We start from the raw sequence: 20,968 nt of genomic DNA, 5'->3' as shown, positions 1-20,968 counted from the left end.
GAACTCCAATGAATCCAGATTCTTTATTGCCCGGCTCGCCTTCAATAGGCACACCTATCGCTCTTACTATCGCCGGTAGTGATAGTGGCGGCGGCGCGGGTATTCAGGCTGATCTCAAAGCATTTTCGGCGCTGGGTGTATTCGGCTGTAGTGCACTGTCATCGCTAACTGCGCAAAATACTCTGGGCGTGCAAGGTGTATTGCCTATTCCCCCCGAGTTCGTGCAACAGCAAATCCAATCGGTGCTGACTGATATTAATGTTGGTGCGATCAAAACCGGTATGTTGGCTACTGCCGATATTATCGCCGCGGTTGCTGAATCCCTGAGCGCTTATCCGCAGATTCCCTTTGTGCTTGATCCGGTAATGGTCGCAACCAGCGGTGATAGGCTTTTGGCAGAAAACGCCATCCAAACGCTGATCGAAAAATTAATGCCGCTCGCCACTTTGATCACGCCAAATTTGCATGAAGCTGCAGTGCTACTTAATTTACCCGTTGCGACTAACCGCGAACAAATGCAAAAACAGGGCGAGCAATTGTTGCGTATGGGTACAAAAGCGGTGTTGATGAAAGGTGGTCATACGGATGGTGAAAATGCGACTGACCTTTTGATTACTGCTAATGGTGTTGAGGCCTTTTCTGCTCTGCGCTTATCAACTCGTAATACCCATGGCACGGGCTGCACCCTGGCATCGGCAATTGCTGCCGGGTTGGCGAAAAAATTATCGCTTAATGAATCGGTCAAGCAAGCAAAAGAATATTTGCATAATGCACTCATACATTCCGAAAAATTAAAAATCGGCCAGGGTGCAGGTCCAGTCCATCATTTTTATTCGTTTTATTAAATCGTTTGTACAGGCACATTTAAATGTGTTTGCAATGTAAAAATTAAATCAGGTTTGATCATTCAAACCTCCCAACCGTTTTAACAGAGAGGGGATACCATGAATAGCAGCGTTGAAAAAATCCTGAGCCAAACTGCCGAGGTTGATAAAGCCTCAGTACAACCTTTCACCGGGTCACAAAAAATCTATGTGCAAGGCTCGCGTGAGGATATTCGAGTGCCTATGCGTGAAATTACTCTCGCTGATACCCCAACCGATTTTGGCGGTGAAAAAAATCCACCCGTACGTGTATATGACACTTCAGGTCCTTATACCGACCCTAATGTAACTATCGACCTGCGCACCGGTTTGGGCGATGTCCGCACTCCTTGGATTGAGGAGCGTAATGACACGGAGATTTTAGAAGAGAGCCATTCTGAATTTACCAACGAGCGCTTGAATGATCCTAAGTTGGCAGCGCTTCGTTTTAATCTCACGCGTAAACCACGCCGCGCTAAAGCAGGCTTGAATGTGTCGCAAATGCATTATGCTAAACGCGGCATTATCACCCCAGAGATGGAATATATCGCCATTCGCGAAAACATGGCGCTCGCGCAAGCGCGCGAGTTGGGTATTCTTAAAGAGCAGCATCAAGGGATGAGCTTCGGTGCAAACATTCCGGATGAAATCACTCCGGAATTTGTGCGCAGTGAAGTAGCGCGCGGCCGTGCGATTATCCCTGCAAATATTAATCACCCCGAAGTTGAGCCAATGATTATTGGCCGTAATTTTCTGGTGAAAATTAACGGCAACATTGGTAACTCTGCGTTAGGTTCTTCTATTGAAGAAGAAGTAGAAAAGCTGACTTGGGGTGCACGTTGGGGTGCTGATACGGTGATGGATTTGTCCACCGGTAAGAATATCCACGAGACCCGCGAATGGATTATCCGCAACTCACACGTACCAATCGGAACTGTACCGATTTATCAGGCACTCGAAAAAGTAAATGGTATTGCCGAAGACCTTAATTGGGAAATTTTTCGCGATACATTGATTGAGCAGGCGGAGCAGGGTGTTGATTATTTCACCATCCACGCGGGCGTATTGCTGCGTTATGTTCCGCTTACCGCCAAACGCGTGACAGGTATTGTGTCGCGCGGTGGTTCGATTATGGCCAAGTGGTGTCTGGCGCATCACAAAGAAAACTTCCTCTACACGCATTTCGAAGAAATTTGCGAAATCATGAAAGCTTACGATGTGAGCTTCTCATTGGGTGACGGCTTGCGCCCCGGTTCGATTGCGGATGCGAACGACGAAGCACAATTTGGCGAGTTGGAAACACTGGGTGAATTGACCAAAATCGCTTGGAAGCACGATGTGCAATGCATGATCGAAGGCCCGGGTCACGTGCCAATGCACATGATCAAAGAAAATATGGAAAAGCAGTTGGAAGTATGCGACGAGGCACCTTTCTATACGCTTGGCCCATTGACCACGGATATCGCTCCCGGTTACGACCATATTACCTCAGGAATCGGTGCCGCCATGATTGGCTGGTATGGTTGCGCTATGCTTTGTTATGTAACACCGAAAGAGCATTTGGGGTTACCTAATAAAGACGATGTAAAAGAAGGTATCATCACCTACAAAATTGCTGCTCACGCCGCCGATTTGGCTAAAGGTCACCCGGGCGCGCAATTACGTGATAATGCATTGTCAAAAGCGCGCTTTGAATTTCGCTGGGAAGATCAGTTTAATCTTGGGCTTGATCCCGACACCGCGCGTTCGTACCATGATGAAACCTTGCCAAAAGATTCGGCAAAAGTGGCGCACTTCTGCTCCATGTGTGGGCCAAAATTCTGCTCTATGAAGATCACGCAAGAAGTGCGCGATTACGCGGCTAAGAATGGTACTGATATTTCGGTTATTGGTGATCATCAAGTCATTAAAATGATTGATGTTGAAGCTGAAATGAAACAAAAATCCAAAGAGTTTTTGGAGCAAGGTTCCGAGCTGTACCATAAAGTCTAGAGTAATATGCAAGATCGCGCTTTTGGAGATAATTCAAAAGCGCGTCGACCAACGACAAACCTTCACAATAAGACGCTATGATTAAAAAACCGGAATTTACCCGCACGGATGTAGAGATCATTCGCCGCGAAGAAATGTACAAGCGTTTTTTTCGCGTTGAAAAAGTATTTCTTCGTCACAAACTATTTGATGGTGGTTGGGGCAAGGAAATTGGTCGCGAATTATTTGTGCGCGGCGAAGCAGTTGCCGTTGTGCTTTATGATCCCGCTAATGATTTGATTGGTATGGTCGAGCAATTCCGTATTGGCGCGCTCAACGAACCTAATGGGCCCTGGTGCTACGAAGTTGTAGCGGGTATGTTGGAAGAAGGTGAATCGCCTGAAGACGTCGCTCGCCGTGAGCTGATTGAAGAAGCAAATGTTACTCCCTACGCGATGGAGTATATTTGTAATTATTTGTCCAGCCCTGGCGGTTGTGATGAGAAATTACATTTATTCTGTGGCCTGTGCGATCTGAGTCAAGCTGGCGGTATTTACGGATTACCTGAAGAAGGGGAAGATATTCGCGTTCACGTTTTAGCCGCAGATGACGTATTCGCCGAGTTATTAAACGGTGCTTTTAATAACGCCGCCGCGTTGATTTGTTTGCAATGGCTGCAACTGAATCGTAATCGCCTGCGCTCAGCATCTGCAATAAGTGAATAATTTTTTTCAGCCATTGACTTAATATCGAGTCTGGCTAACACTTCCTTCAAGAGCGTTTTAATCGATACCGATTGCGCTCGCTGTCTCTAATGTATTTGTTAATTCCTTTTCATACTGTTAAAGGCCTCTATGTTCACATTGCGCGCTGCCAAAGCCCAACCTGAATACGTTACTTATAAAGAGCGTTACAAGGTGGATTTACCTTTGCAGATGGCTGAATGTGAAACCAACTATGCTCGCTTGAGTAAATTGCTGGTCAAGCAGCAAGCTGATGGTGTGGCGCAAGATGAGTTTCGTTTTATGGTGGCCCGCGGTCATCAGAATTGGCTACATCTGTTGCGCATCACTGAGCGTTCACCTTACACCACCACTCTGGAGTTAAGCCGTACTGCTATCGGTCAGAGTTCCACTTGGTTGGCGATGCCCAAATTGACCCTGCGCATGTATCACGATGCCAAATTGGCTGAGGTCCTGGCCTGGGAAGGGCACAAGCGTCTGCGCCCTCGCTATGAGTATCCCAACCAATCCATGTACCAAAGTGATGAAAAGTATCAACTGAATCGCTTCCTCGGTGAGTGGCTGACGGTCTGCTTGGAGCATGGCCACAGTTTGGATGAGAATTTTTGTTTTGAGTAAAATCGTCTTTTAGGTGTTTTTAGAGGTCTATTCTGGCGCCTCAATAATTGCCTGCTTCTTGTTCGGATCGTAAAAAATGATCGCGAATAATTCTTAACTTCCTCACATTTTTTACACTTCTTGGGCGTAAAACGGGCTTTTTCCACAGTTTCAGGGTGGCGTAAAGCATGATTAGCGTATATCGTTGCGAGTGAAACTTATCCGTTTTGACACTTAAGTCCACGCGAAGATTGAGAGTGGAATTCAGTCTGTTAATCACAGAAACCGACTATCGAAGGACGAGAGCCGACAGTGCGTCTGATTCAGATAACCGATTGCCATTTGGGGCCGCAGCACAGCGAAACCCTTTTGGGGTTAAATACCGACCAGAGCCTTGAGGATGTGCTACTGCTTATCCAACAGGCAGAGCCACGTTTTGATCATTTAGTTTGCACCGGTGATGTCGCCAGTGCTGGCCACATAGATTGCTATCGCCGCTTCGCCCAAACTATCCGCAGTCATTTCTCCCAACCCATGAGCTGGCTCGCCGGCAACCACGATTCAGCCGATATTATGGAGTCGGTTCAGGAGTCTCTTGGTATTCAGGGGCGTTTGGTAGAGCTGGGGGAATGGTTGTTGGTATTGCTGGATTCCAGTGTGCCGGGGCAGGTCTACGGCCAGCTTGCGGCGAGCGAGTTGGACTTTCTCGAACATGTGCTCGAATCCCATCCCGACAAACACATCATTGTTTCCCTGCACCATCAGGTTGTCCCCGTGGGAAGCGAATGGATTGACCAATATGTAGTGCGCAATTCAGACGCGTTGTTTACCTTGGTCGACGAATACCCGCAGGTGAAATTGATCGTATGGGGTCACGTGCATCAGGATTTCGAGATGCAACGCAAAGGTGTCACCCTGGTTGCTACTCCTTCTACTTGTGTGCAATTTAAACCTCAATGTGATGACTTTACCGTGGACACCCAAATGCCCGGTTATCGCTGGTTTGAGCTGAACGATGATGGCACCTTTGCTACCGGCATCGCTCGCGTCACCAATAAGCAATACGTGATTGATTACAAGTCAGCGGGTTATTGATCGCCTATGGCTGCACTGCTGTATATCCACGGTTTTCTCAGTTCTCCCCTCTCGTTCAAAGCGCAGCAAACTGCACAATGGTTGGCGGTGTATCACCCGGAAATTGAATTTCACTGCCCTCAATTAACGCCTTATCCCGCCGACACCCAGCAGCAGCTGGAATCTCTGGTTGAGCGTTTATTACCTGAGCCGGTGTATGTAATGGGTAGTTCGCTCGGTGGCTTCTGGGCGACTTGGCTGGCGGAGAAGTACGATTTGCGCGCGGTGCTTATTAATCCGGCCGTGCGACCGCAGGATTTTATGCCGGCTTATTTAGAGGTTGACCTGAAAAGTTATCACACGGATGATAGCTACCGCTTAAGTGCGCACCATATCGACGAGATTATTGCAGTCGATGTGCCTGTGACGCGCCCGCAAAATTATTGGTTGTTGGTACAGACAGGCGATGAAACCCTGGAATACCGGCAAGCCGTGAAAAAATATCACTCGTGCAAACAGACAATAGAAGAAGGCGGAGATCACTCCTTTCAGGGGTTCGAGCGTTTTCTTGATGATTGCATTACCTTTTTTAAACATTCGATACGTTGAAAATAAGATGGCTAATTATTCCGCAGAAGATATTGAAGTACTCACGGGATTAGACCCGGTTAAAAAACGCCCCGGTATGTATACCGAAACTACGCGCCCCAACCATCTTGCACAGGAAATTATCGATAACTCCGTAGACGAAGCCCTTGCGGGTCACGCCAAATCGATCAATGTTATTTTGCATAAAGATCAATCGATCACTGTTATCGATGATGGCCGTGGTATGCCGGTGGATATCCACCCCGAGCAAGGCAAACCAGGCGTAGAAGTTATTCTGTGTACGCTCCATGCGGGCGGAAAGTTCTCCAATAAAAACTACCAGTTCTCCGGTGGTTTGCATGGTGTAGGTGTTTCGGTGGTAAACGCCTTGTCCGAAAAATTAATCGTGACAGTTAAGCGTGACGGCAATGTTTACCAGATGGGTTTTTCCAACGGTGATAAAGCCAGCGATCTGGAAATTATCGACACCTGCCCAAAACGTCAAACAGGAACCAGCGTTCACTTTTTACCGAACCCGATTTATTTTGATTCCAATAAATTTTCTGTTAGCCGCATGCGTCATGTGTTGCGTGCAAAAGCGGTGTTATGTCCCGGCTTGGCTGTTACCTTTTTGGATGAGCAAACCGGTGAAAAAGATGAATGGTATTACGAAGATGGCTTAAAAGATTATCTTGCCGGTGCTACGCAAGAGTGGCTTACGTTACCAGAGCATCCTTTCGTAGGTGATTTCAGTGGCCAGACAGAGGCAGTGAGTTGGGCATTGCAATGGCTGCCGGAAGGTGGCGAATTAATTCAGGAAAGCTACGTTAACCTGATTCCAACGGCGCAGGGCGGAACCCACGTAAATGGATTGCGCACCGGTTTGTTAGATGCACTGCGCGATTATTGTGAATTCCGCAATTTAATTCCGCGTGGCATAAAACTCGCACCGGAAGATCTGTGGACAGCATGTTGTTTTGTTCTCTCATACAAACATGCCGACCCTCAATTCTCCGGCCAAACCAAAGAGCGTTTAACATCCCGTGAAGCGGCTGCGTTTGTATCAGGGATTACTAAAGATGCATTTGCACTCTGGTTAAACCAGCACACAGAAGACGGCGATAAGCTCGCAGAATTTTGTATCAGCAACGCGCAGAAACGTGTGCGTGCCAGCAAAAAAATTGAACGTAAACGCGTGACCCAAGGGCCGGCATTGCCAGGTAAATTAGCCGACTGTTCCAGCGGTGATCCAGCGCGCAGCGAATTGTTTTTAGTGGAAGGTGACTCAGCAGGCGGTTCTGCTAAACAAGCACGCGATCGTGAATTCCAGGCCATCATGCCGCTACGCGGAAAAATCCTGAATACTTGGGAAGTTGATTCAGGTGAAATTCTGGCAAGTCAGGAAGTGCACGATATTTCTGTCGCGATTGGGATGGACCCGGGCAGTGAAGATCTCAGTGAATTGCGCTATCACAAAATTTGTATCCTTGCGGACGCTGACTCGGATGGATTGCACATCGCTACTTTGTTGTGTGCGCTGTTTGTAAAACATTTCCCAGTGCTGGTGCGTCGTGGCCATGTATTTGTTGCTATGCCACCGCTTTATCGTATTGATATAGGTAAAGAGGTTTATTACGCATTGGATGAAGGCGAAAAGAACGGTGTTCTTAATCGCATCGCAGCTGAAAACAAAAAGGGCAAACCCAACGTGCAGCGCTTTAAAGGTTTGGGTGAGATGAACCCGCTGCAATTGCGCGAAACAACAATGGCGCGTGACACTCGCCGATTGGTGCAACTCACCATCGGTGAAGATGACGGCACTATGCAAGTGATGGATATGATGCTTGCGAAAAAACGTGCAAGCGATAGAAAAAATTGGCTGGAAGAAAAAGGTAATCTGGCTGAGGTTTAAGATTCAGTTTTTTCTGGCAGTTGATTATTAAAAAAGCCTGTTTCATTTTTCGGTGTTAACGCATCGAATAAATGGAACAGGCTTTTTAATATCTAACGATTAAGCAGATTAAACTTAGAAGTTAATATCTTTCTCAATATCTTGCAGTTTTCTTCTAGCAAGCGCGAGGTTTGCTTTTGATTTATCCAGAACGTAATAAACGAACACGCCTTCTTTGCGCGACATCGGGCGTAGTAAGTGGTATTGCTTGCCCAGTGTAATCAACATATCTTCGATAACATCATTCAAGCCAAGTGAACGCATGGTTTTCAATTTTGCTCTCACGACTTCGGTATTACCTGCAGCAGCTACTTCAAGATCTACTCCGGTACCGGCAGAGCCGAGCATCATTCCGCTGCTGGAATCTACTACTGCGCAGCAGAGAGCGCCGTCAAGGGTGAGAAGTTCGTCGAGGCATTGTTTGATAGTTGACATAAAATTTTCCTATTAATTAATAAAAGAATGTATCGCGATCATTTTGCTAGAGATTGAGTCTAGCCCAAGGTTTTTGCATCTTTAATGAGCGTGTGCAAATTGCTAATTACACTGGGCCATTGTGCCCAATCAGTTTTTCCGAGTTTTGCCAGAGTGATCAGTAACATGGTTTCACCGCAGAGCTGGACTCGCAGAATTCCGCGCTCATGCTGTACAAAAATATTGTTCAAATTTCCCATAGCATCAAATATTTGGCCGTTTTTGTGATGCAATGCCCAATAATCGCGGGCGCCTTCGGCCATAACGGTAAATTGATCCTGACTTGATGATGAGAAATAAATCATTCCGGTATCAACGGCAACCAACGCGCAGGCAATAATTCCCGGCGTAGTGGCAATTGAATTCAATTCTGTTTCAATAAACTGATAGTTCAAATGCTTCTTAACCTTTTACTAATTTCACTGCATTGATATATCACTTGCGCCAGGATTGCAGATTGTCCGGCCACCACGTTAAGAATATAGCTGGTGCCAGCTAGTTCGACATGAGTAATGTAAACAAAACCATCTTCGGTATTTACAGTAACGCTTTTGCTTTTACCAAGTTGAACCTCTTGTGACACTACGGCGCCTATGGCAGCAATTGAGCTTGCCATGGCCGCGATGCGGGCGGGATCGAGTGCTTTTGAAACAGCGCTGGCGAGATCAAAACCGTCGCCGCTGGAAATAACAACGGCCATAAGACCGTTCACTTCGTTAAGCAATTGCTGACATTCTGTATATGCGGTGTTGCGGATGTGTTCTGGAGTATTCATTCGGTTCCTATGCGTTAATTAAATCTGCTTCGGCTTGCGCCATTAATATGTCGATCAGCATGGTTACATCTTCCGCGCGGCGTACATCCACGGGGATAACCGGTAGGGTCAGGTTTTGGTTTTCTAGTTTTATTGAGAAATCATCCAGCGATGGATTAGGGTAAGCTTCGGTTCTGCCCACGCCGATCACGCAAGGCGTTGTTTGCAATTCGTGTGAAAATCCGTTGAGATAAACTTCCAGGTCTTCAAGCGGAGCAGGGCGCGAGTTATCAATCAGGATGATTAACCCAAACGCATCTTTCACCAAAATTTTCCACATGAAATCAAACCGGCTTTGGCCAGGTGTGCCAAACAATCTCACGCGATCACCATTGGCAAGATTGATTTGTCCGAAATCCAAACCCACTGTAGTTGATGCTTTAGCCAGAGTAGGGTCAGTGTTGGCAACATCAGTAACTATGGTTGCGGTTTCGCTAATCGCATTAATAGCTGTGGTTTTTCCGGCGCCGGTTGTGCCTGTGAATACCAGTTTATATTCGTTCATATGCCTTCACTTTTTATTATGTTTTACCTAGTCCCAAACGATCTCGTAACTGCGCAAAAAAAGTTTTTTTGGCTGCAGGTTGAGATTCAATTGCTACTGTAAACGCTTGACGGGTAGGGATTAACACTTCACTTAAGAGGAGATTTTTTCTTTCCAGTTCAGATAAAAACTGCATGCAGAAACTTTCATTGTGACCTGAGAGCGTGACCAGGTCAGGAACGGTTTTACTGCCACGACTTAGATATACCGCCAACAGCATGTAATTTTTGTGCAGAGCAAGCAATTCAGCGGGAGGCCACTTTTTCAAACGATAGGTTTTTTGCTGCGCTGAGGGTTGTTCGGCAGATATTGGTGCAGCAGGTTCGTTGTTGGATTGGATAAATAACAGCGTATCAACGAGTTCATCTGCACGAAATGGTTTGAAGAATACGTGGCCGGAAAAAGTATCGCCACGGCGCTTGATCATAATAAGTTGCGTGGTGGGTTTTAATATAAAAGGTGCAAAGCTTTTTTCGGCATTGTAAATGAGGATTGCGTCACATTCGCCGCTATCTACCAGATTCCAACCGCCATCCAAGCGTGAGCTAGTGCGCAAAATCGTCCGGATTAAATCTACTTCGGGTTTTATCAATCCGAAGTAACCAAGGTTCAGTTTGGCCGCCATAACATCGTTGTCTCAAGATCCTGAATTCCAAGACTTAATTGTAGCATTTATAAGTAAATTACATATTCATTTACAAAAATTAATGCCTATATGCTTTTTCGCTCTATACGTTTGCCCTAACAAAATGGTTCACACTCTTAAAAATCGTGGCTACACTTTCCTCATAATTCAATAATAGCGAGTCAGGATCTAATCATGAAAAATAACATTGGTCGTTTGCTGTTGTCCTCTACTGTAGGTTGTTCACTAATTCTGTCCGGTTGTGGTGGTGGTAGCGGTACCGAAAAGCCCCCAGCTCCTCCGGCGGCGGATGTTTATAAAGTCGGTACCAATCCGCGTTTTGATCCCGTCATTTCCGATGTCCCCTTTAATACTGATTTGGTGTTTGCTGCTGCGGCTACATCAGACGGTACTGCGAGCCTTGGTGCAGCGACTGATCCTGTGCGAGCTACCATCAATCAACTGGATGGTTTTTCCACCTCAGCCTTTTTCGATATTTTAATTAGCGGTAGTGTTGATCCCGCTTCGGTGCTTGCATCAAAAAGCGTGTTTTTGATTGAGTTGAATGCAGGCGGTAAAGATGCACTAAATCCCGCTAATATCGTGGGTGTAGTGGGTTTGGCAACTTATGATGCAACTGTTGTTTCGCAAGATGGCGGAACCAACAATACCATCCGTATTCGTCCTACCAAACCACTTAAATCCAAAACTAAATATCTGGTTGCGATTACCAGTGACGTTAAGGATTCCAGCGGTAGTGCGCTGACTCGCTCCTGGACATACAACGCGCTACGCGACACAACTTACGAAACGCTCGCCGGTTTGGCACCAGTGCGCACTGCAATTGTTGGTTGGGAAACGCTCGCGAGTGGATTCCTCGCAGCGGCGAGTGGCGGACAATTATCGGCAGCGGCAGCCAAAGATAAATTGGTGCTGACCTATACCTTTACCACTGGTGATCCTGTTACTCCATTGATTGCGATGGCTGCACCGCGTGCAGCAATTGCGTCTACTCAAATTGCGGCGGGAGCATCACCGTCAGCTGCGGTTTCCAATGCGGTAACGCTCGATTCAATGGGCTTGTTACCCACGCCAAAAAAGCGTGATCTCGCTATTGCTGGCGCAACAGGAATTGATTTCAATAACTTTAGCAGCGCCCTTGCTGCGAACGTTGGCAAGCTCTACACCGGCTATATCAAAGTGCCTTATTACCAAACTGCGGCGACTGGTTTGGCATTTGGGGAATATTTGAAGCGTACCTGGAAGCCAGATCTCACTCTCGCAGGTGCCTTGGGTGTGACAGTTCCGACTGATGTGGATGGCAGCTACAACGTTACCTACCGCTATCCGTTTGCGGCAAAAACAGGCGATGAATCAATTCCTCTGCAAGTCACACTGCCGCAAGATAATTGGGTACCGGGTTATGCCGGTGCCGCTAACTGTGGCCAGATTTACGCGGCGACCGGTTATCCAACTGTGATTTATGTTCACGGCATTACCAGTGATCGCACCTCGGTAGTTGCCCTCGGCCACACCTTGGCGAGTCGCTGTGTAGCGACTGTGGCGATTGATCTTCCCGTCCACGGTGTTCCTGCAAACAGTGCATTTGTAAACGCACTGAACGTAGAGAAGAGCAAGTTGCTTCCATTTGCCACGCTTTACGGTGCTAACGCTCCGCACGAGCGTCACTTTAATGTGGCTGGTTCTGGTGGTGCACCGGCACCGATGAATTTTGAGACCCCGGGTACTACCGATGGCTCAGGTGCGCAATTTATTAACCTCGGTTTCTTGACGAATACGCGTGATAACAATCGTCAGGCGGTGATGGATTTGCTCAACCTCAATGCCAGTCTTGGCGGTATTAATACCGAGATTAAAAAGTCAGTGAGCACTGGCTTGGATGTAAATCGTGTTTATGTCGTAGGTGTATCGCTTGGCGGTATTTTGGGGAGCGTATTCACCACGGTGAACCAGATCGCTATCGCAAACGATGCTCAAGCTGGCTTGCCATCAAACCTCAATCCAATTCGCGGTCTGGTAACGAGCGGAGCGGGTACTCAGGTTGCGCAGATTCTGGTGAACTCCGCTACCTTCGCGCCGATCATTAATAATGGTTTGGCCGCGAGTGGTGTGAATGTGGGGACCAGTAACTACGAGCGTTTCCTCTACGCTGCGCAGAGTGCGATGGACTCGGGTGATCCGGTGAACTTTATGCAGCCATTGGCGCAGTTGGGTGTACCGGTATTGGTGCAGCAAATCAATAACGATGCAGTAATTCCTAATGGTGCAGCTAGCGCTCCATTGGCAGGAACTTCGGCGATGGCATCGCTGCTGAACACTACGCAATTAGGTTTAGGTAGCACCCAGTTGGGGCGTGGTTATGTAAAACATACTGCGGGTGGGCATTCATCCCTGTTGCGTCCTGAAGGTGGTGCGCTGCAAGTGACTGCTGAATTGCAGGCGCAAGTGGTTACCTTCGTGTTAAACAACGGCGGCGTCGCTGTCGGTAGTGGCGCTCCGGGCAATATCGAGTTACCTGCTAACTAAGCTCCGTTAATTTCGTCGATGCAAGACAATAAACCCCGGCTATCTTAAGGTGATGCCGGGGTTTATTTTTTTATCGAACTGTAAGTATTCCGCAACCATGGCGTAATATCTGCTACATAGTTTATATGCGCTAAATCTTTCCGGCATTCTTGTGTTCACACCTGTTTTTCGGGATTATGCCGCCAGCTATTCATCCTGATAGAGATGGATTATTTTTAATCAGCCTTGAGTTCCCAGCATGACCCCACGCAATTACTTATACCTGTTAAAAAAGTACGATGAATACCAACCGCAGATCGAGCGTTTACTGGAGTCGATTGTGACTTCGCTATCGCCCAATAAATTTGGTGCATCCAATGAGCAGCTGAAAGAAATTGTGGGGCGCTTGCATGAGTCCTATCCATTTGTCGAATTAATTTATTGTCTGGACGACCAAGGTGTACAAATTACTGAGTCAGCTGCATCGCCAACCGTTCCTGATCCAAAACGTCGCGAGCCGGGTTTTGGTTCTGACCGCAGCAATCGCGTTTACTACGCGCGCGCGCGCGACAACATCGCTCCTGCAACGGTTACCCAACCTTATCTTTCCAGCGCAACGCACCAGTTAGCAATTTCGGCCGTGCAACGTTTTGTTGATCCCGAGGGCGCTACGCGTTATCTGGTGATTAATTTCAATCTGGAAAAACTTATCACTTTCTTAAATGGCGATAGCTTGCGCCGCATGGTTCACCCGTTCTTTCAGGTTATTTACGGCATCATTGGCGGCATGCTGGTGCTGGTTTCCTGCTTGCTATTGTTCACAGCAGGCAGCTCGATATTTGAGGTCGTGAATGAGCATACTCCTACGCAAGCTTTCAAATTCGTCATTCTGGTAACTTTAGGTTTGGCAATTTTCGATTTGGGTAAAACGATTCTCGAAGAAGAGGTGCTGTTGCACAAAGATATTCATCACACAGGTTCGACGCGCCGTACTATCAGCCGTTTTATGTCGGCGATTGTCATCGCTGTATCGATTGAATCTTTATTGTTGATGTTTAAATCGTTGCTGGGCGACGCAACTCATTTGAATTCAGCGGTGTTAATGTTGTTTGCTGCGGTTGCTTTATTGGTTGGCTTGGGTGTTTACCTCAAACTTACTAGCGAAAAAGAATAATCCATGTCCACTAAAACCAAAAGTGCATTTGTCTGCAATGAGTGTGGTGCTGACTACAAAAAGTGGCAGGGTCAATGCACTGAATGTGGTGTATGGAATAGCCTGAGTGAAGTGCGGTTGGGGCCAACGCCAAGTAATCGCACTGCAAAGTTTGAAGGTTATGCCGGTGGTGCCACTGGCAATAAAATCCAAACGCTCGCTGAGATATCACTCAATGACGTACCGCGTTTTACCAGTGGGGCAGGTGAGTTTGACCGCGTGCTCGGCGGTGGATTTGTGCCCGGTTCGGTTGTTCTGATTGGCGGTAATCCCGGTGCAGGCAAATCGACGCTACTGTTGCAAACCCTGTGCAATCTTGCGCGCTCTATGCCTGCGCTTTACATCACTGGTGAAGAGTCATTGCAACAAGTGGCGATGCGCGCGCAGCGTTTGGGTTTACCGACTGATCAGTTGCAAATGCTGAGTGAAACCAGCGTCGAAAGTATTTGTACAACCGCACAAAAAGTCGCACCGAAAGTAATGGTGATTGATTCAATTCAAGTAATGCATATGGAAGATATTTCTTCCGCCCCCGGTTCGGTATCGCAAGTGCGCGAAAGCGCTGCCTATCTCACTCGTTTTGCCAAACAAACCGGTACGGTATTAATCCTCGTTGGTCATGTTACCAAAGACGGTTCGCTCGCTGGCCCTAAAGTGTTGGAACATATGATCGACTGTTCCATTTTATTGGAGGGGGATAACGACTCCCGCTTCCGCACTTTGCGTGGCCACAAAAACCGTTTTGGTGCCGTCAATGAGTTAGGTGTTTTCGCCATGACCGAACAAGGTATGCGCGAAGTGAATAATCCCTCGGCAATTTTTTTGCAGCGCGCCGAAGATGCATCATCCGGCTCTGTTGTGATGGTGATGTGGGAAGGCACGCGCCCACTCTTGATAGAAATACAAGCGCTGGTTGATGATAGCCACTTGGGCAATCCGCGTCGTGTTGCGGTGGGGATGGATCAAAATCGCTTGGCAATGTTGCTAGCGGTGTTGCATCGCCACGGTGGCATTATGGTGGGTGATCAGGATGTATTTGTGAACGTGGTTGGCGGGGTAAAAGTGATGGAGACCAGTGCGGATTTAGCATTGTTGCTCGCAGTTGTCTCAAGCTTTCGTGACCGCGTTTTGCCGCAAGATTTAATTGTATTTGGCGAAGTTGGCCTCTCAGGTGAGATTCGTCCGGTACCGAGTGGGCATGAGCGTTTGCGCGAGGCAGCCAAACATGGATTTAAGCGCGCGATAGTACCTTTCGCTAATGCGCCGCGTGAAAAGAATTTGGGGATTGAAGTTGTAGCGGTAAAAAATCTGCAGGAAGCGCTAAACGCACTTTGATAAAGACGGATTTATTATTTCGGAACTTTCAGCTCAATCAGATGGCGTTCAATCTTTTGCAGTCGTTCCCAAGCATCGCGAAAGTTAGGAATGGAAAAGAATAAAGCATCCAGACTGCCATCTTGTTGTGCAAGTTCCAAACCCTGTTGAATGCGCTCGGCTAAACCGCTGTCGTTAACAAAAAAATAAATGGGTTGTGGATAATGGATTGCCAGATTTTTTTCCACCGCCAAGTCCAGGTGTCCGTAATTTCTCAGATCAGATTCGACCTCCTGAAGCCCACGCGCCATGTAATCGAAACGCTTTAGTTTTAACATCCTGAACATGGGCTTGTAAGCGTAAGAAGTGACTAACGGCAAACCATTAAAGCGATAAATTTCGGTATCGCTCCATTGCGTACCTGTGCCGATTTTAAATTTCTGTAAATCAACTGCCGTTTTGACCTCATCGAATAATGGTTGGTCAGCAGCGCGAATCAGCAATAATCGATATTCATTAATACCGCGGATTAAACTGAACTTCACCGGGATCAATTCTTCCTCGCGTTTTTTATTACTGCTGCCCCAGACGATATCCAATACGCCTTGTTTGACCAACAAACGTGCGCGTTCGCGATTAACTGCAATGGTGTGGTGATCGAGTTGGATCTGCTCTAATCCATCACTGGTTTTGGTCAGCGCCAGATGCAAAGCCTCTTCGTAAAAGCGGCTTGTGGTATCGGGTTCAAGCGAACCCGCTTTGGGGAGTGTCAGGCGTAGGAGTGTTTCAGCCGTTACCGATTGGCTAAAACAAAGCGGCATCAACAACAGAAAAAAGAACGCCAGATACTGCATAGAGATGTTCTGGTTAATGGTTATTTTCGATCAAGGTTAATAGTTCATACAGCAGCGTTTTATCAACCGGTGTATCAGGTTGGAATTCAAAGCCTAATAAATGTTCACGTACGTGAATTAAACGGCCATGGAGATTTAATAATTTTTTCGGGGAAGTCACTAAAGCAATTTCATCCAATTGGATGTGTACGCGCAAGGCATCACCTTTTTGCAGCAGGTGCTCACCCAGAATCGCCAGGCGCGCGCCGGACTCTGAAAGATCCAGCACATTCGCTTCCCATTTTTTGGAGGAGTATTGTAGTTCGGCGTAAGCGCGCAACGGAAAGCGCGCGTGTCGTCGTTGATCTGCACTGCCTGTGTTTTCAGAAACGATTTCATCACTCATTATTTTGGAAAGCTCCGCCGATAAGTATTTATCCGGCATCTATGTTGTGTCTTGGTTGGATTAGTAGTCACTGATTAATTCAGAGAGTTCTCTTTCTGCGGCTGCGGCATCGCCCAGATTTAATTCGATCAGGCGGCGCAAATGGCTAACGCTATCGATATCAATTGATGCGCAGACCAAGCCGGTTTGGTTGTGATGTTGATGTGCGACGGTGACGGACATGGCGATGCAAGTGTTGTCGGACAGCAGGATTTTCACCAACACGGGTTGGTTCGGGTTCACTTCAGCTGGCAATGTTTGTTGCAGCAATAAACCTTTCAAGGAAATATCCAACAGGCTTGCGCGCCAGTGGAATTCGCCCTGTGCCAGTTCGACATGGGCATCAAAAAGAATGCGGCTAAATTTGCGGCGCTCGTTAGCGGTATTTTTGTTGTTGGTATTGGTCATAGTTTGTTCTATCTGTCACGGTGAGGTCTTGCGCAACAATCCGGTTTTTGGATGCTGCAGATATGCTTTCTCCAGTGTAGCCCTTGGCAGCCGTTTCGCCATTTTTCCAACGCTCGGATTCATCCATTTGCCACTGGTATCTAGCGCCACCTATAATCCCGACACGTTTGATAACAGGCTGATTCTTATGACAGATTTTCGTGTTGGTATCGATCTCGGCGGCACTAAAACCGAGGTGATCCTGCTCAATGGCAACAGCGAGGAGCTGTTCCGCACCCGCATTCCTACTGTTCGCGATGACTATCCTGCAACCCTGCGCGATATCGCCAATTTGGTCGGGCAGGCAGAAGCGGCGGCGGGGCAGAATCACCTGCCGGTGGGGATAGGCATCCCCGGTACCATTTCGCGCAAAACCGGCTTGGTGAAAAACGCCAACTCCACGTGGCTCAACGGCAAGCCTTTCCAAAAAGACCTTTCCGATTTCTTGCAGCGCGATGTCAAAGTCACCAACGATGCAAATTGCCTGGCGGTATCCGAGGCAACTGATGGTGCAGGGCGCGGATACGATTTGGTGTTTGCTGGAATTCTAGGCACCGGCTGCGGCGCTGGTGTGGCATTTCAGGGCAAACCAATTGTTGGCCCTAACGGTGTTGCGGGCGAGTGGGGACACAACCCTTTGCCCTGGACGAGCGACGCCGACCTGAGTGCGCGCCCGTGTTATTGCGGTCGCGCCGGATGTCAGGAGACATTTCTCTCGGGGACAGGCTTGTGTCTCTCCTATCAATTCGCGACCGGCGAAAAAGTCAAAGGCAATGAGATTGTTGCCTTGGCGCAAACTGGCGATAAAACTGCAGTTGCGGTGTTGGATAATTATTTTGACCAGTTGGCGCGTGGTCTGGGTGCGGTGATCAATATCATGGACCCGGACGTGATTGTGCTGGGCGGCGGCGCTTCCAATATTGCCGCTATCTATACGGGAGTGCCCAAACGCTTATCCAAATATGTGTTCGGTGGTGAGTGCGATACGCCGATCAAACCTGCAGTGCACGGTGATTCCAGTGGCGTACGCGGCGCTGCCTGGTTGAATCCTCTTGCGTAGCTTTTATTTAGTGATCGGCAACTTTTTAATGGCTGCCAACAAAAAGCCCGTCCGCTTGGTGATGGGCTTTTTGTTTTTAATCTTGTGCAGCTTTAGTCAGGCGCAGGTCGCTACGGATCAAACAAAAATTCCACAGCGCATTGCATCACTTAATATTTGTATCGATCAATTGCTCTGGGAATTACTGCCGCATGAGCGTTTGGTTTCTATTAGCTATCTCACTGCGAATCCGATTTGGTCGCCTATCGCTGAACAGGTTCGCGGCGTGCCGTTAAATCATGGATTGGCGGAAGAGATAGTGCCGTTAAAACCCGAGGTGGTTTTTGCGGGCGAATTTGATGCGCCCAATGCAATTGAATTATTGAAAAAACTCGGCTTGCGTGTTGAGCGATTACCATTACCGCGCAAGCTGGACGACATCAATGTACAGATTGTGCAACTGGCCGAATTCATCGGTGCACAACAAAAAGCACAGCAAATGGTGCAGGACATTAACCACAAGGTTGCGGAACTAAAAGCAGCCAATGTTGGCAAAACCCCGCTGACGGCATTTTGGTATTCCGCTAATGGTGTCGTGATTGGCGATGGAACTTTGGAGCATGAATTGATGCAACTCGCCGGATTGCGCAATCTGGCGGCAGAGCGGGGCATGTTCAGTTTCAATCAGCTCGATCTGGAATTATTGCTCAGTGCAAAACCACAAATTTTAATTGTGGAGGAGAGCAGTGATGAAGCCTTTTCCCTCGCGAAAGAATATTTATCGCACCCGGCACTCAAGCATGCTGATTTTAAAATCGTTGTGTTACCCGCGGGTTTGTCGGGTTGTGCGGCCTCGGTGATTGGCGATGTCGCGAATGCGTTGAAGCTGGCGCTCGCAACAGATACTAGTAATCATGCTAAAGATGCAAACCATTAATTAACCTCACAAGAAGAGTTTATTTTGCGAACTACTATTTCGTTTACGGCGTTAACCGGTACTTTGTTAGTGGCACTTGTCGCTGCCGCTGTACTTGCGCTGAATACCGGGCTTGCTGATATTGAAGTCGTCGTGGGTTTACAGGATTTTTTTAATGGCGAACAAAGTCTGGCGGCGAATGTCGTCGGGCAAATTCGTTTGCCGCGTTTGATTCTGGCGATAGTCATAGGCGCAACCTTGGGAATGTCGGGCGCAGCTATGCAAGGGTTGCTGCGCAATCCGCTCGCTGATCCCGGCGTATTGGGGGTGAGTAGTGGTGCTGCATTTGGGGCGATAGTCACGCTGTATTTTGGCATTGCTGCCAGTGCCTGGTATTGGCTGCCGGGCGCGGCGATTGTCGGTGCGTTGTTTACCTTATTTATGGTGTATTTGCTGGCGGGAATGCACAGCAGTATGTTGGCGTTAATTTTGGCGGGCACGGCCATGAGTTCCATCATGGTTGCGTTTATTGCAGTCGCGTTAAATTTTGCACCCAGTTTATACGCGATGCAGGAAATTGTTTTTTGGTTATTGGGTTCGCTGGCTAATCGCCATTTTGATCACGTGTATATCGCGCTGCCGCTCGCGGTTATCAGTTGGATTATGATGTTGAGCCGCAGCCGTTTTCTTGATGCGCTTAGCTTGGGTGAAGACAGTGCACGTTCACTGGGTTTTAATAATCATCGCGAACGCGGTGTTTTATTGTTGGGAATTGCAATCGGTGTAGGTGCTTGCGTTGCGGTGAGCGGCGCGATTGGTTTTATCGGTTTAGTGATTCCACATCTGTTGCGACCTTTTGTTGGTTATCGCCCGGGGCGTTTGATGTTTGCCAGTGCACTGGGCGGAGGCTTGTTGTTGGTGCTGGCCGATATTCTGGTGCGCCAGTTTGATAGCGCTCGCGAATTGAAAATCGGTGTGGTGACATCATTAATCGGTGCACCGTTTTTCCTGTTATTAATTTTAAAAACCCGTTCACGGTGGGCATGATGATGACAGCAACACTCAGCGCCCAAACGATTTCATTCGCACGTGATGGCAACCACATTCTCGATAATGTGGCCATGCAATTATCATCTGGAGAAATTGTAGGTTTGATCGGGCCGAACGGCGCCGGTAAAAGTTCACTTTTGCGCGTGATGGCCGGTTTGCAACAGGCTGATACAGGTAGCGTTAGCTTGTCATTGGATGATGCGGATAAAAAATCATTAAATGACTTTTCCGGTCGCGAGCGTGCGCAGATTCTCGCTTACTTGCCGCAGCAAGAAATTCCTGCATGGCCTTTACAAGTGGAGCATTTGGTTGGCCTTGGTCGTGCTCCTTGGCACACGCCACTGACTGGAAAATCCCCGGCGGACAAACAGGCAATCGAGCGCGCGTTGGAGCAGACTGAATTGCAATCGCTGCGTCAGCGTATTGTGACTACACTTTCCGGTGGCGAATTACAGCGTACGTTATTAGCTCGTGTGTTTGCGGGCGAACCGCAGATTATTCTCGCCGATGAACCTATCGCCGCGCTCGATCCTTATCATCAATTGCATATGATGGAATTGCTCGCTGAACACGCTCAGCAGGGCGGGGCAGTATTAGCGGCGTTGCACGACCTGAGTTTGGCGGCACGCTTTTGTTCTCGTTTGGTGTTATTGCATCGTGGAAAAGTTGTTGCCGATGGCAGCCCGATTGATGTGTTAACAACCGAAAATTTACAACAGGTTTACGGTATAAGCGCGTATGTTGATTGCCGCGATGAAGGTGTGGTGATTATCCCGCGTAAGCGGGTGCTTTAATATGGTTTCGCGCAAGCGGGTTGTTTAGATAGCAAGGTGCGAAAGGTCTTGCGGAATTTTTACTAAGACCCGCCGTGAATCCATCCCTGGAGGCTCGACTTCGGCATCCATGCCTCAGACGGTCTCAGTAAAAACTCCGCAAGACCT

23 protein-coding genes are annotated in these 20,968 nt (G+C 47.9%); 14 read left to right on the top strand and 9 right to left on the bottom strand.

Annotated features, from left to right (window positions below; all coding sequences use genetic code 11):
• Positions 1 to 8 precede the first annotated feature (8 nt).
• The 7 genes from thiD (at position 9) to parE (ending at position 7,748) form a co-directional block, all read left to right on the top strand.
• Positions 9 to 845 (top strand): bifunctional hydroxymethylpyrimidine kinase/phosphomethylpyrimidine kinase, encoded by an 837-nt coding sequence (gene thiD / locus AAGC78_RS08805; protein ID WP_435783691.1) that lies wholly within the window; start codon positions 9 to 11, stop codon positions 843 to 845.
• Positions 846 to 944: 99 nt separating this feature from the next.
• Positions 945 to 2,855, top strand: coding sequence for a phosphomethylpyrimidine synthase ThiC (gene thiC, locus AAGC78_RS08800; protein WP_435783690.1), 1,911 nt, complete (start codon positions 945 to 947; stop codon positions 2,853 to 2,855).
• A gap of 77 nt (positions 2,856 to 2,932) precedes the next feature.
• Positions 2,933 to 3,559 (top strand): NUDIX domain-containing protein, encoded by a 627-nt coding sequence (locus AAGC78_RS08795; RefSeq protein ID WP_435783689.1) that lies wholly within the window; start codon positions 2,933 to 2,935, stop codon positions 3,557 to 3,559.
• A 129-nt stretch (positions 3,560 to 3,688) separates the two neighbouring features.
• Positions 3,689 to 4,195 (top strand): DUF1249 domain-containing protein, encoded by a 507-nt coding sequence (locus tag AAGC78_RS08790; protein ID WP_435783688.1) that lies wholly within the window; start codon positions 3,689 to 3,691, stop codon positions 4,193 to 4,195.
• Positions 4,196 to 4,465: 270 nt separating this feature from the next.
• On the top strand, positions 4,466 to 5,269 hold the full coding sequence (gene cpdA / locus AAGC78_RS08785) for a 3',5'-cyclic-AMP phosphodiesterase (RefSeq protein WP_435783734.1): 804 nt from the start codon (positions 4,466 to 4,468) through the stop codon (positions 5,267 to 5,269).
• Positions 5,270 to 5,275: 6 nt separating this feature from the next.
• The gene (locus AAGC78_RS08780) at positions 5,276 to 5,857 is read left to right on the top strand and encodes a YqiA/YcfP family alpha/beta fold hydrolase (RefSeq protein ID WP_435783687.1); all 582 of its coding nucleotides are present in this window, start codon (positions 5,276 to 5,278) and stop codon (positions 5,855 to 5,857) included.
• Between the two features lie 7 nt (positions 5,858 to 5,864).
• Positions 5,865 to 7,748 (top strand): DNA topoisomerase IV subunit B, encoded by a 1,884-nt coding sequence (gene parE, locus AAGC78_RS08775; protein ID WP_435783686.1) that lies wholly within the window; start codon positions 5,865 to 5,867, stop codon positions 7,746 to 7,748.
• Positions 7,749 to 7,862: 114 nt separating this feature from the next.
• Here the strand turns inward: parE and AAGC78_RS08770 are convergent, their stop codons facing one another.
• Genes AAGC78_RS08770 through AAGC78_RS08750 form a run of 5 tightly spaced genes read right to left on the bottom strand, consistent with a single transcriptional unit; the run spans position 7,863 to position 10,157 of the window.
• The gene (locus AAGC78_RS08770) at positions 7,863 to 8,222 is read right to left on the bottom strand and encodes a hypothetical protein (RefSeq protein ID WP_435783685.1); all 360 of its coding nucleotides are present in this window, start codon (positions 8,220 to 8,222) and stop codon (positions 7,863 to 7,865) included.
• Between the two features lie 59 nt (positions 8,223 to 8,281).
• A complete protein-coding gene (locus tag AAGC78_RS08765) occupies positions 8,282 to 8,656 on the bottom strand; it encodes a roadblock/LC7 domain-containing protein (protein WP_435783684.1) in 375 nt (124 codons plus the stop codon).
• Positions 8,653 to 9,036, bottom strand: coding sequence for a roadblock/LC7 domain-containing protein (locus tag AAGC78_RS08760; RefSeq protein WP_435783683.1), 384 nt, complete (start codon positions 9,034 to 9,036; stop codon positions 8,653 to 8,655). The genes AAGC78_RS08765 and AAGC78_RS08760 overlap by 4 nt, the downstream gene beginning before the upstream one ends.
• A 7-nt stretch (positions 9,037 to 9,043) precedes the next feature.
• Entirely contained in the window at positions 9,044 to 9,580 is a 537-nt protein-coding gene (locus tag AAGC78_RS08755) for a GTP-binding protein (protein ID WP_435783682.1), read from the bottom strand.
• 16 nt (positions 9,581 to 9,596) lie between these two features.
• Entirely contained in the window at positions 9,597 to 10,157 is a 561-nt protein-coding gene (locus tag AAGC78_RS08750; RefSeq protein ID WP_435783681.1) for a hypothetical protein, read from the bottom strand.
• A gap of 282 nt (positions 10,158 to 10,439) precedes the next feature.
• Between AAGC78_RS08750 and AAGC78_RS08745 the strand changes: the two genes are divergently transcribed.
• The 3 genes from AAGC78_RS08745 to radA all read left to right on the top strand — a co-directional run bounded on the left by AAGC78_RS08745 (position 10,440) and on the right by radA (position 15,318).
• Complete coding sequence (locus AAGC78_RS08745) at positions 10,440 to 12,791, top strand: Ig-like domain-containing protein (RefSeq protein ID WP_435783680.1); 2,352 nt, start codon at positions 10,440 to 10,442, stop codon at positions 12,789 to 12,791.
• Positions 12,792 to 13,029: 238 nt separating this feature from the next.
• A complete protein-coding gene (locus AAGC78_RS08740) occupies positions 13,030 to 13,944 on the top strand; it encodes a PDC sensor domain-containing protein (protein WP_435783679.1) in 915 nt (304 codons plus the stop codon).
• Between the two features lie 3 nt (positions 13,945 to 13,947).
• Positions 13,948 to 15,318: a DNA repair protein RadA gene (radA, locus tag AAGC78_RS08735; protein ID WP_435783678.1), complete on the top strand. Its 1,371-nt coding sequence runs from the start codon at positions 13,948 to 13,950 to the stop codon at positions 15,316 to 15,318.
• Positions 15,319 to 15,332: 14 nt separating this feature from the next.
• Here the strand turns inward: radA and AAGC78_RS08730 are convergent, their stop codons facing one another.
• The 4 genes from AAGC78_RS08730 to AAGC78_RS08715 are packed head-to-tail and all read right to left on the bottom strand — an operon-like array spanning position 15,333 to position 17,110.
• Positions 15,333 to 16,151, bottom strand: a complete 819-nt coding sequence (locus AAGC78_RS08730) for a hypothetical protein (protein WP_435783677.1) — start codon at positions 16,149 to 16,151, stop codon at positions 15,333 to 15,335.
• A 13-nt stretch (positions 16,152 to 16,164) separates the two neighbouring features.
• On the bottom strand, positions 16,165 to 16,536 hold the full coding sequence (locus AAGC78_RS08725; RefSeq protein WP_435783676.1) for a PilZ domain-containing protein: 372 nt from the start codon (positions 16,534 to 16,536) through the stop codon (positions 16,165 to 16,167).
• A gap of 60 nt (positions 16,537 to 16,596) precedes the next feature.
• On the bottom strand, positions 16,597 to 16,983 hold the full coding sequence (locus AAGC78_RS08720; protein WP_435783675.1) for a PilZ domain-containing protein: 387 nt from the start codon (positions 16,981 to 16,983) through the stop codon (positions 16,597 to 16,599).
• A complete protein-coding gene (locus AAGC78_RS08715) occupies positions 16,952 to 17,110 on the bottom strand; it encodes a hypothetical protein (RefSeq protein ID WP_435783674.1) in 159 nt (52 codons plus the stop codon). The genes AAGC78_RS08720 and AAGC78_RS08715 overlap by 32 nt, the downstream gene beginning before the upstream one ends.
• Positions 17,111 to 17,170: 60 nt before the next feature.
• Between AAGC78_RS08715 and AAGC78_RS08710 the strand changes: the two genes are divergently transcribed.
• Genes AAGC78_RS08710 through AAGC78_RS08695 form a run of 4 tightly spaced genes read left to right on the top strand, consistent with a single transcriptional unit; the run spans position 17,171 to position 20,821 of the window.
• A complete protein-coding gene (locus tag AAGC78_RS08710; RefSeq protein WP_435783673.1) occupies positions 17,171 to 18,082 on the top strand; it encodes an ROK family protein in 912 nt (303 codons plus the stop codon).
• Between the two features lie 28 nt (positions 18,083 to 18,110).
• On the top strand, positions 18,111 to 18,998 hold the full coding sequence (locus AAGC78_RS08705) for an ABC transporter substrate-binding protein (RefSeq protein WP_435783672.1): 888 nt from the start codon (positions 18,111 to 18,113) through the stop codon (positions 18,996 to 18,998).
• Positions 18,999 to 19,022: 24 nt separating this feature from the next.
• Entirely contained in the window at positions 19,023 to 20,024 is a 1,002-nt protein-coding gene (locus tag AAGC78_RS08700; RefSeq protein WP_435783671.1) for a FecCD family ABC transporter permease, read from the top strand.
• Positions 20,021 to 20,821, top strand: a complete 801-nt coding sequence (locus tag AAGC78_RS08695; protein ID WP_435783670.1) for an ABC transporter ATP-binding protein — start codon at positions 20,021 to 20,023, stop codon at positions 20,819 to 20,821. The genes AAGC78_RS08700 and AAGC78_RS08695 overlap by 4 nt, the downstream gene beginning before the upstream one ends.
• Positions 20,822 to 20,968 lie beyond the last annotated feature (147 nt).

The sequence above is a fragment of the Cellvibrio sp. genome (genome assembly GCF_039207905.1).
GTDB lineage: Bacteria > Pseudomonadota > Gammaproteobacteria > Pseudomonadales > Cellvibrionaceae > Cellvibrio.
Note: the sequence above shows the minus strand (reverse complement) of the source record. Positions and strands in the feature narration are given on the sequence as shown.

Bases quoted from the DNA above. Each gene is read 5' to 3' on its own strand.
- AAGC78_RS08725 (WP_435783676.1), bottom strand. From the start codon at position 16,536: ATGAGTGATGAAATCGTTTCTGAAAACACAGGCAGTGCAGATCAACGA.
- thiD (WP_435783691.1), top strand. From the start codon at position 9: ATGAATCCAGATTCTTTATTGCCCGGCTCGCCTTCAATAGGCACACCT.
- AAGC78_RS08790 (WP_435783688.1), top strand. From the start codon at position 3,689: ATGTTCACATTGCGCGCTGCCAAAGCCCAACCTGAATACGTTACTTAT.
- AAGC78_RS08780 (WP_435783687.1), top strand. From the start codon at position 5,276: ATGGCTGCACTGCTGTATATCCACGGTTTTCTCAGTTCTCCCCTCTCG.
- AAGC78_RS08760 (WP_435783683.1), bottom strand. From the start codon at position 9,036: ATGAATACTCCAGAACACATCCGCAACACCGCATATACAGAATGTCAG.
- AAGC78_RS08695 (WP_435783670.1), top strand. From the start codon at position 20,021: ATGATGATGACAGCAACACTCAGCGCCCAAACGATTTCATTCGCACGT.
- AAGC78_RS08755 (WP_435783682.1), bottom strand. From the start codon at position 9,580: ATGAACGAATATAAACTGGTATTCACAGGCACAACCGGCGCCGGAAAA.
- AAGC78_RS08730 (WP_435783677.1), bottom strand. From the start codon at position 16,151: ATGCAGTATCTGGCGTTCTTTTTTCTGTTGTTGATGCCGCTTTGTTTT.
- AAGC78_RS08705 (WP_435783672.1), top strand. From the start codon at position 18,111: ATGGCTGCCAACAAAAAGCCCGTCCGCTTGGTGATGGGCTTTTTGTTT.
- AAGC78_RS08740 (WP_435783679.1), top strand. From the start codon at position 13,030: ATGACCCCACGCAATTACTTATACCTGTTAAAAAAGTACGATGAATAC.
- thiC (WP_435783690.1), top strand. From the start codon at position 945: ATGAATAGCAGCGTTGAAAAAATCCTGAGCCAAACTGCCGAGGTTGAT.
- AAGC78_RS08715 (WP_435783674.1), bottom strand. From the start codon at position 17,110: ATGGATGAATCCGAGCGTTGGAAAAATGGCGAAACGGCTGCCAAGGGC.
- AAGC78_RS08720 (WP_435783675.1), bottom strand. From the start codon at position 16,983: ATGACCAATACCAACAACAAAAATACCGCTAACGAGCGCCGCAAATTT.
- AAGC78_RS08795 (WP_435783689.1), top strand. From the start codon at position 2,933: ATGATTAAAAAACCGGAATTTACCCGCACGGATGTAGAGATCATTCGC.
- radA (WP_435783678.1), top strand. From the start codon at position 13,948: ATGTCCACTAAAACCAAAAGTGCATTTGTCTGCAATGAGTGTGGTGCT.
- AAGC78_RS08710 (WP_435783673.1), top strand. From the start codon at position 17,171: ATGACAGATTTTCGTGTTGGTATCGATCTCGGCGGCACTAAAACCGAG.
- parE (WP_435783686.1), top strand. From the start codon at position 5,865: ATGGCTAATTATTCCGCAGAAGATATTGAAGTACTCACGGGATTAGAC.
- AAGC78_RS08745 (WP_435783680.1), top strand. From the start codon at position 10,440: ATGAAAAATAACATTGGTCGTTTGCTGTTGTCCTCTACTGTAGGTTGT.
- AAGC78_RS08770 (WP_435783685.1), bottom strand. From the start codon at position 8,222: ATGTCAACTATCAAACAATGCCTCGACGAACTTCTCACCCTTGACGGC.